Raw genomic sequence first — 8,978 nt, 5'->3', positions numbered from 1 at the left:
CGACGTGATCGAGGCGCGGGCGATCGCCGGCCGGAGGCTCAGCCTGCGCGAGGGCGTCGTCAGCGCGCTCGCCACCGTGTTCTCGCTCGGCTCGGGCGCCAGCGCCGGCCGCGAAGGGCCGGTGATCCACCTCGGGGCGACGCTCGCCAGCGCGGTGGGGGAGCGCTTCTCGCTGCCCGACTGGTCGCGCCGCACGCTGCTCGCCGCCGGCGTCGCCTCGGCGATTTCGGCAAGCTTCAACGCGCCGATCGCCGGCGTGCTGTTCGCCCACGAGGTGATCCTCGGCCACTACGCGATGCGGGCCTTCGTGCCGATCGTGATCTCCTCGTCGATCGGCGCGATCGTCTCGCGCGGCTGGTTCGGCGAGGCGGCGGCCTTCATCGTGCCGGGCTACCAGGTCACCTCCTATTTCGAGTTTCCGGCGTTCGCGCTGCTGGGCGTGGTCTGCGCCGTGGTCGCCGTCGTGTTCCAGTTCGTGCTGTTCGCCGCCGAATATGTGGCGCGGCGGACGACGATCCCGCTCTGGGCGCTGCCGATCTGCGGCGGCATCGTCGTCGGGCTGATGGGCATCGCCTTTCCGCACATCCTCGGCGTCGGCTACGAGACCACCGACATGGCGCTGTGGGGCCAGTTGCCGCTGATGCTGATGCTGACGCTGATCGTGGTCAAGACGCTCGCTACCGCGATCACGCTCGCCGCGCGCTTCGGCGGCGGCATCTTCTCGCCGGCGCTCTATCTCGGCGCCATGACTGGCGGCGCCTTCGGCATCATCGCCGCCTGGGCCTTCCCCGACCTCGCCTCCAGCCCGGCGCTCTATTCGATCCTCGGCATGGGGGCGGTGGCGGGCGCGGTGCTGGGCGCGCCGATCTCGACCACGGTGATCGTGTTCGAGCTCACCGGCGGCTACGCGCTGTCGATCGCGCTGCTGCTCACCGTGGCGATCGCCCACGGGATCACCCAGGCGCTGCACGGCCATTCCTATTTCCAGTGGCAACTGGAAATGCGCGGCCTGTTCGTCCAGGACGGGGCGCACCGGGCGGTGCTGCGCAATGTGCGGGTGATGGACTTCATGACGCTGCCCGCGGACGACGCCGAGCCCGAATATTTCGACGCCGAGCTCGGCATCGCCGCGCTCAGGCCCACCGACACGCTGGAGGTCGCGCTCAGGGCCTTCGACACCGGCGGTCACCGGCGCATGCCGGTGGTGGCCGAAAGCGACGGACGCATCCTCGCCTGGGCCGAGCAGGTGGAGGCGCTGAGCCACTTCAACCGGCGCCTGATCGCCGCCAGCGAGGAAGAGCACCGCTGAGCCGGGCCGCACCCCGCGGCACGCCGCCCGCCCGGCCCCGACGAAACCGCTTGTCGCGGGCGGCGCCGGCGCTATAACCCGACGATCGCGCCGCCGTCCGGAGGCGCAGCCTGATGGAGACGATGATGGAAGTTCTGACGCCGGCCCTCGCGGCCGTGGGGATTTACGCGGCGCTCAACATGGCGATCCTGTTCTGGATCTCGATGGAGACCGGCCGGTTGCGTGGCAAGCACAAGGTCTCGATCGGCGACGGCGGGGTCAAGCACCTCACCCGCATCATGCGCGGCCACGCCAATGCGGTCGAAAACATGCCGATGTTCTTCGTGCTGATGCTGGTGGCCGCCCTGCTGGGCATGCCGGCGATGGCCGCCCACGGGCTGGGCCTGGTCTTCACCGTCGGACGCGGGCTGCATGCCTGGCACTTCATTCAGGAAGATGCGCCCCGGTGGCAGCGCGGCGGCGGCTTCGGCCTGTCGTTCCTGGCCCAGCTCGTGCTGGTGGTCGGCATCCTGGGCCACGGGCTCCTGCTGATGGCGGGCTGACGCCCCCGGCTTACTTGGCCATGCTGGTCTTGAGGATCAGGGCGGGCATGGTGTCGGTGGCGCCGGCGATAAAATAGCGGTCACGGCCGGTGCGCTTGGCCTGGTAGAGCGCAGTGTCGGCCAGCTTCATCGTCTTTTCGAGCGTCTGCGACGTCTGGTGCAGCGCGCCGCCGATGCTGATCGTCAGGTTGAGCTGCTGGCCGGCGATGGTCCGCCCTTCCGTCCGCATGGTCTCGCACAGATCCTGGGCGGCCTTCGCCGCCGCGGCGTCATCGGCGCCGGGAAGGAAGACACCGAACTCTTCGCCGCCCAGCCGTCCGATCAGCGCGTCAGTGCTCAGCGCCTTGCGCAGCACCTCGGCGATGCGCTTGAGCGCCTCGTCGCCGACGTCGTGTCCATAGGTGTCGTTCACCGCCTTGAAGTGATCGGCGTCCACCATCAGGAATGCTCCGCCCTTGGGCAGGATTTCCCGCGCCTTGCCAAGCAGATAGGCGCGGGTGAGAACGCCGGTGAGGGCGTCGAAGCGGACATATTCGTCCACCTTCTCGATCGTCAGCGTCTGCACCCGGAACAGGTTGAGCACGATGAACGCGATCGGCGGTGTGATGAAGAGCGGGATCAGAGCCGCCGGGAACACGGCGATGGCAAAGAAATTGAGATATCGCGGTCCCAGGAAGGCAAAGGGTATCGCGAAGGTGAAGACCGGGATGAAAACGGCGAACAGGGTGGTGATCGCAGCAAGCTGGTAGACCCGCTTCATAGACCGTATCTGGAAGATCTTCTCGACATTCATCGTAGGTCGGCGCTCGGCTTCTCGCAATCGGAACTGCGCCCGAGCCTAATGCGGACCTGCTAAGAATTGCTGAAGGCGGCGGAGGCGGCGGGACACCGAAGCGCCACCGCCTGCCGCCGTTCGCACGACCCGGGCTGGCTAGCGGTTGCCGCCCAGGCAGGTGCCGTTCGACACCTGGATGCCGCCCGCGCTTTCCATATCGCACACGTTCCTGAACCACTGGGCCTTGCTGCCGACCTGGCCGCAGACCTGGCCCTCGCCCCGCGCGCAGGCGCCCGGCGGGGGCGGCGGTGGCGTCACCGGCTGGACCGGCTGGACCGGCGGCTGATAGGTCGGCGGCTCGTTCTGGTCCGGCGGGGTGCGCGGCCTGCTGCGCGGATCGCGCGTGGGCGGATTGTCGAAGCGCGGCCGCTCGAAATCGGGCTGGCCGTTGCGGTAGTCCGGATTGCGATAGTCGGGGTTGCGGTAGTCGCGGCCGCGGTCGCGGCGGTCGCGGTAATAGGGGTTGCGTTCCTCTGGGCCGCGAGAGTCCCGGCCCCGGTCGTCACGGCCGCGATAATCGCGGCGGTCGGGGCGATAGTCGCCATAGCTTCCGCCGCGGCACTGGCCGGAGGAGATCACGCGCCAGTTCTCGGCCCGGGCCTCGCAGGCATTGGGAAAGGTGCGCTCCTCGCCGCGCCGCTCGGCGCAGACCGGATCGTAGACCATCGGGCAGACGGGGCCGGAATTGTAGTTGTTGCCGCTGGCCTCGGTGACCTCGCAGCCGCCCAGCGCCACCGCCGCGAGCAGGCTCGCACCGGCAAGTCCTAGGAAACGGCGGGGACGGACGGCTCTGTCTGTATCGGACATGACGAATTCCTTGGGTTCAGGAAGACCAGAGCACCGGCCACCGGTCGGGTCAAGGGCCAACCGGTGGCGGGATGTTCAGGCCGCGCTGTGCAACAACGCGACCCGGGGCTTCGGGTTCCCGTCCGGTCAGGACAGGAAGCATTCGAGTTCGGGCATAGGGTTCGGCGCAGGTCTGTCGAGCGCCGGGAGGACGGCGCGCCTCTAGCCGCGGCGCAGCTTGAGGAGGTCCGCGCCGCTCGCGTCCCTGAAGGTCACCGTGCGGCCGTCGCGGTCGACCCGGCGGGCGGACGAGAGGGCGTCGATGATGGCGGCTTCGGCCGCCGCCTGGCCCTGGCCCTGGCACAGCATCTTGGTGGAGATCGCCGGACCTTCGGCGCGGACGCGGCCGTCGCGCACCGACACCCGCATCGAAATGGAGTTGCAGCCGACGCTGGCGCGCACCGTGCCGCGGTCGTCGATCGACAGGGTCGACCGGTTGCCGAGCTCGCGGCCGAGCCGCACCAGGAAGCCGTTGCCGGCGGCGATGTGGGTGATGCGGTAATTGCCGAAGAGATCGTCGAGATCGGGCCCGCCGCGATTGCCGCCCTGGCCGGCGCCCGGCTGGTTGCCGGCGTTGTTGTTTGCGGCCTGGGCGTCGCGCGGGTTGACGAAGCGGAACTGCTCCCAGCCGGCGGCGCGGCCGGAGCTGGCGGCAAGCAGGGAGTCGCGGCCGACGCCGGCGCGGACATAGTTTCCGTTCCCGACCGAGCGCAGCGCCAGCTTGTCGCCGCGAATGCGGACCAGCTCGAAAGTCTCCCAGCCGCGGATATGCGGGCTGCCCGCAGCCAGGAACGCGCCTTCCCCGACCCCGGCGCGGACATAGCTGCCCGAGCGCAGGTCGCGGAACGCCACCCGGTCGCCTTCGAGCCGCACCGTGTCGAAGCGGCTCGCGCCGCGCGGCCCCGGCGCCGCCGCGGCCAGGGTGCCGTTGACGACCGTGACATACATGCCCGACTGCACCGACTGCAGAAGGATTTCCTCGGCCTTGGCGGCTGCCTGCGAAGCAACCAGGAGACTGAGGGCGAGAAGGCTGCGGATCAAATGTTTCATGGGCCTGTTCCCTTGTGCGTCCATGGAGCAATGGCAACTTTGTGCCGCAGCCCGGTTGAACGCGGCTTGAACGGGGGGTTCATCGGGCGTTCATGCTGATCGAGCAAGGGACTTATGGGACGGTTCTTGCGGGAGGGGCAAGGGGGAACGCGTTTGGTATTCCCGGTTCGGGCCCGCGGGCCTTCGGGAAGCTTCGCTTCCTTGCCGGTCCCTGCGCGAGCGACGGGCGGGGCCGAACCGGTTGGCGGCTCCGCTTCGCCTGTCTTCGACATGCGCCGCCGTCACGCGGCGACTGCCGTCGCGTTCGCCCGGCGGTCGGCCTTGCCTGCCGGCGCCATCGCCAGGCGGTAGCCCATCAGCCGGGCCACCGGCGCCAGCGCAACACCCATCGCCTTCTGCAGCCAGACCGGCAGGGCCGAGATGTAGAGATGGTCCGGGAAGGCATTGAGCGCCAGCGCGATCGGCAGCAGCTTCACCGCGCCGTCCGGCTTGAAATAGTCCGGATGCTCCGCGGTCCAGCGGGCGAGGTTGAGGAAGAACCGCAGATGCTCTTGGGCTGTGACGAAGGTCACCGTCAGATGGGTCTCGCCATCGAACGCGTTGCGGAAGAAATGGCTGGCGCCCTTCGGCACGGTGATCGACTGGCCTTCGTGGGCCAAATGTTCCTTGCCGTCGATCATCACCATGACGCACCCGCTGTGGACGGTGAAGATCTCGTCGGTGCCGGGATGGATGTGGGCCACGGCATTGCCGCCGCCGGAGCCGCCCTTGCCCAGCACCACATCCATGCGGCTGCTCGGGCCGCCCTCGTAGGGATGGGTGAAGACGAAGGTCTCCCTGTTGAAAGGATTGAGGATACGGGTATTGGCGGGCACAAGCGGCTGGCGCATGGCTTTCTCCTTCAGGTATCGGGTTGAAGCATGTGGTTTTCGGCCCGCGACGACGTTTCGCGGGCAATGAAAGCCGTGTAGATTGTCGGCTCATCTGCTTCAAACACCGTTTTTGCCGCGATGTTCACCGGATTTGCATAACGTGACGGGACCCATCAATGTCGATGATCTGCGTTTCCTGCTGGCGGTCGCCGAGACCGGGTCCACCCTGTCGGCCTCCAAGGCGCTGAAGGTCAGCCAGAGCACGGTCTCCCGGCGCGTCGCGGCACTCGAGGCGGACCTCGGGATCCAGCTCTTCGACAAGCGCCGCACGGGCTATGTGACGACGGAGATGGGGGCGGCGCTGATTGCGCCCGCGGAGGCCGTGCGCCAGGCGGTGGACGCCTTTGCGGGCGCGGTCGGCAGCCTTTCCCGCGAGATCTCGGGCACGGTGCGCTTCACCACCAACGACGTGCTGGCCAATCTCCTGCTGCCGGACCTGACGATGCGGCTGAAGCAGGCGCATCCGGGCGTGCGGCTGGAGGTGGATGCCAGCACCCTGCTGCGGGATCTCGCCCAGGGCGAGGCCGACGTGGCGCTGCGCGCGGCACCCGCGCCGACCGACCCGGGCCTCGTCGGCCTCAAGCTGGTGGAGGATTACTGGAGCCTCTACTGCTCGCGGGCCTATGGCGAGCGCAACGGCGTGCCCAAAAGCCTAGACGAATTGTCAGGCCACGCGCTGATCGGCATTGACAGCCATGTGCGCGGCCGGCCGATCTTCGACTGGGCGCAACAGCACTTCCCGCCCGAGGCGCTGCTGCTGCGGCAGAATACCGTGCCGGCGGTGTTTGCCAGCGTGCGCAACGGCCTCGGCATCGGTTTTTACTCCGAATTCATCGCCGCCGGCGATCCCGAGCTCGTCCACTGCTTCCGCCCGCCGGTGCCGCCGGCAGCCGAGATCTGGCTCGTCACCCACGAACGCCTGCGCGCCGTGCCCAGGGTGCGCGCGGTGATGGATGCGCTGAAGGCGATCGTGCGGGAGCGGATTGCGCGGCAGGTTGGTAAATCTGCTTAGATAACCCCGCTTGACGCCGCGCGCCTACCTACCCCACCCTCTCCACAAACCCGTCCAGCACCCTTTTCTGCCCCGCCTTGTCGAAATCGATGGTGAGCTTGTTGCCGTCGATCGAGGCAATGTTGCCGTTGCCGAATTTGAGGTGGAAGACGCGGTCGCCGACGGTGTAGGCGGACTCCGTGCCGGTGGAGCGGGCGACGAGTTCGCCTTCGATGGTGGCGCCGCGGGGGCCGGATTCGCCGTAGGCGATGCGTTCGACGGCGTGGCCGGAGCGGGTGCCCCAGTTGTCCCGCGCCGCGTCGGTCTTGTTGGCTTGCGCCCGTTTCCAGCCCGGCGTGTTGTAGTTGCCCGCGAACGGCTCGGCCTTGTCGAAGCGCGAGGCGCCGTAGGGGCCGCCGGACTGGCCGCCCGACGCGCCGAAGCGGCCGCCGCGGCCGTAGCCGCCATAGCCCGTGTCCATGTCGGCCACCTCGACATGGGCCTCGGGCAGTTCGTCGAGGAACCGTGAGGGCAGTGTCGACTGCCACAGGCCGTGGATGCGGCGGTTGGAGACGAACCAGATGTGGCAGAAGCGCTTGGCCCTGGTGAGGCCCACATAGGCGAGCCGCCGCTCTTCCTCGAGCCCCGAGCGGCCGCCCTCGTCGAGCGCGCGCTGGTGCGGGAACAGGCCTTCTTCCCAGCCGGGCAGGAACACGGTCTCGAATTCGAGCCCCTTGGCCGAGTGCAGCGTCATGATCGAGACGGCGTCGAGATCGGGATTGTTCTCGGTGTCCATCACCAGCGCCACGTGCTCTAGGAAGGCGCGCAGCGACTCGAAGCCGGAGATGGTCTCGACCAGTTCCTTGAGGTTCTCGAGCCGGGTCGGCGCGTCGGCGGCGCGGTCGTTCTGCCACATCTCGGTGTAGCCGGATTCCTCGAGGATCGTCTCGGCCAGCTCGTGGCCGGGCTTGGTCTCCATCAGGCCCTGCCAGCGGGCGAACATCTCGACCACGTCCGACAGCGCCTTGCGCGGCTTGGGTTTCAGCTCGTCGGTCAGCACGAGGTCGCGGGCGGCGGCCAGCATCGGCACGCCGCGGCCGCGGGCGACATCGTGGATCTGCCGCACCGCCGCCTCGCCCAGGCCCCGCTTGGGCACATTGACGATGCGCTCGAAGGCCAGATCGTCCGCGGGCTGGCTGACGACGCGGAGATACGCCATCGCATCGCGGATTTCCTGGCGCTCGTAGAAGCGCGGGCCGCCGATGACGCGGTAGTTGAGCCCCAGCGTGACGAAGCGCTCCTCGAACTCGCGCATCTGGAACGAGGCGCGGACCAGGATCGCCATGTCGTTGAGCGCCCGGCCCTTCAATTGCGCCTGCTCGATCTCCTCGCCCACGGCGCGGGCCTCCTCCTCCGAATCCCAGGCGGCGTGCACCTGCACGCGTTGGTGCTCCGGGTCGGACTGCTCGGTGAACAGGGTCTTGCCGAGCCGGCCCTCATTGTGGGCGATGAGGTGGCCGGCGGCGCCGAGGATATGTTCGGTGGAGCGGTAGTTGCGCTCGAGCCGGATGACTTTCGCGCCGGGGAAATCCTTTTCGAAGCGCAGGATGTTTTCCACCTCGGCGCCGCGCCAGCCATAGATCGACTGGTCGTCGTCGCCGACGCAGCAGAGGTTCGGCCGTTCGCCTGGCGGGCGCTGGGCAAGCAGCCTCAGCCACATATATTGCGCGGTGTTGGTGTCCTGGTACTCGTCGACCAGGATGAAGCGGAACTTCTTCTGGTATTCCTTCAGCACGTCCGGATGGGCGCGGAAGATGCGGATCGGCAGGCAGAGAAGATCGCCGAAATCGGCGGCGTTGAGCGTCTGCAGCCGGTTCTGGTAGGCGGTGTAGAGCGCCCTGCCCTTGCCGTTGGCGAAGCCGCGGCTGTCGCCCTCGGGGATCTCGGCGGGGCCGAGGCCCTTGTTCTTCCAGCCGTCGATCATCTGCGCGAACTGGCGCGCCGGCCAGCGCTTGTCGTCGATGCCTTCGGCCTGGATCAACTGCTTGCAGAGGCGGATGACGTCGTCGGTGTCCAAAATGGTGAAATCCGAGCGCAGGCCCGCGAGTTCGGCGTGGCGGCGCAGAAGCTTGACGCCGATCGAGTGGAAGGTGCCCATCCAGGGCATGCCCTCGACTGCCCCGCCGACCAGCACGCCGACTCGCTCCTTCATCTCGCGCGCGGCCTTGTTGGTGAAGGTGACCGAGAGGATCTGCGAGGGGAAGGCCAGGCCCAGATTGAGGATATGGGCGATGCGGGTGGTCAGAACGCGGGTCTTGCCGGTGCCGGCGCCGGCCAGCACCAGAACCGGGCCGTCGATCGATTCCACCGCATCGGCCTGTTCGGGATTGAGGCCCGACAGATAGTCCGGCGCGGGCCGCGCCGCGGCGCGCGAAGCCTGGCTCGCCGCCAGCGCGCGCGCGGCGATGCCGCC

General features: G+C 68.3%; 8 protein-coding genes. 3 read left to right on the top strand and 5 right to left on the bottom strand.

The window, feature by feature from the left end; all coding sequences use genetic code 11:
- Both LL06_RS24695 and LL06_RS24690 read left to right on the top strand, forming a co-directional pair.
- The coding region (locus LL06_RS24695; protein WP_035533358.1) for a chloride channel protein at positions 1-1,309 on the top strand (1,309 nt) is incomplete at its 5' end.
- A 125-nt stretch (positions 1,310-1,434) separates the two neighbouring features.
- Complete coding sequence (locus LL06_RS24690; RefSeq protein ID WP_035533356.1) at positions 1,435-1,851, top strand: MAPEG family protein; 417 nt, start codon at positions 1,435-1,437, stop codon at positions 1,849-1,851.
- 10 nt (positions 1,852-1,861) lie between these two features.
- Here the strand turns inward: LL06_RS24690 and LL06_RS24685 are convergent, their stop codons facing one another.
- The 4 genes from LL06_RS24685 to LL06_RS24670 form a co-directional block, all read right to left on the bottom strand.
- Complete coding sequence (locus tag LL06_RS24685; RefSeq protein ID WP_052161896.1) at positions 1,862-2,611, bottom strand: GGDEF domain-containing protein; 750 nt, start codon at positions 2,609-2,611, stop codon at positions 1,862-1,864.
- Positions 2,612-2,782: 171 nt separating this feature from the next.
- Complete coding sequence (locus LL06_RS26630) at positions 2,783-3,493, bottom strand: Kazal-type serine protease inhibitor (RefSeq protein ID WP_152599769.1); 711 nt, start codon at positions 3,491-3,493, stop codon at positions 2,783-2,785.
- A 201-nt stretch (positions 3,494-3,694) separates the two neighbouring features.
- Positions 3,695-4,582 (bottom strand): META domain-containing protein, encoded by an 888-nt coding sequence (locus LL06_RS24675; protein ID WP_161785021.1) that lies wholly within the window; start codon positions 4,580-4,582, stop codon positions 3,695-3,697.
- 281 nt (positions 4,583-4,863) lie between these two features.
- Positions 4,864-5,472, bottom strand: coding sequence for a cupin domain-containing protein (locus tag LL06_RS24670; protein ID WP_035533346.1), 609 nt, complete (start codon positions 5,470-5,472; stop codon positions 4,864-4,866).
- Between the two features lie 142 nt (positions 5,473-5,614).
- Here LL06_RS24670 and LL06_RS24665 point away from each other — a divergent pair, with 142 nt between their 5' ends.
- Positions 5,615-6,526: a LysR family transcriptional regulator gene (locus LL06_RS24665; RefSeq protein ID WP_052161894.1), complete on the top strand. Its 912-nt coding sequence runs from the start codon at positions 5,615-5,617 to the stop codon at positions 6,524-6,526.
- A 28-nt stretch (positions 6,527-6,554) separates the two neighbouring features.
- Here the strand turns inward: LL06_RS24665 and LL06_RS24660 are convergent.
- A partial coding sequence (locus LL06_RS24660) for a UvrD-helicase domain-containing protein (RefSeq protein ID WP_035533345.1) occupies positions 6,555-8,978 on the bottom strand: 2,424 nt, incomplete at its 5' end.

This window comes from Hoeflea sp. BAL378 (assembly GCF_000759435.1).
Taxonomy (GTDB): domain Bacteria; phylum Pseudomonadota; class Alphaproteobacteria; order Rhizobiales; family Rhizobiaceae; genus Hoeflea.
This window is presented reverse-complemented; position numbering and strand designations above follow the sequence as displayed.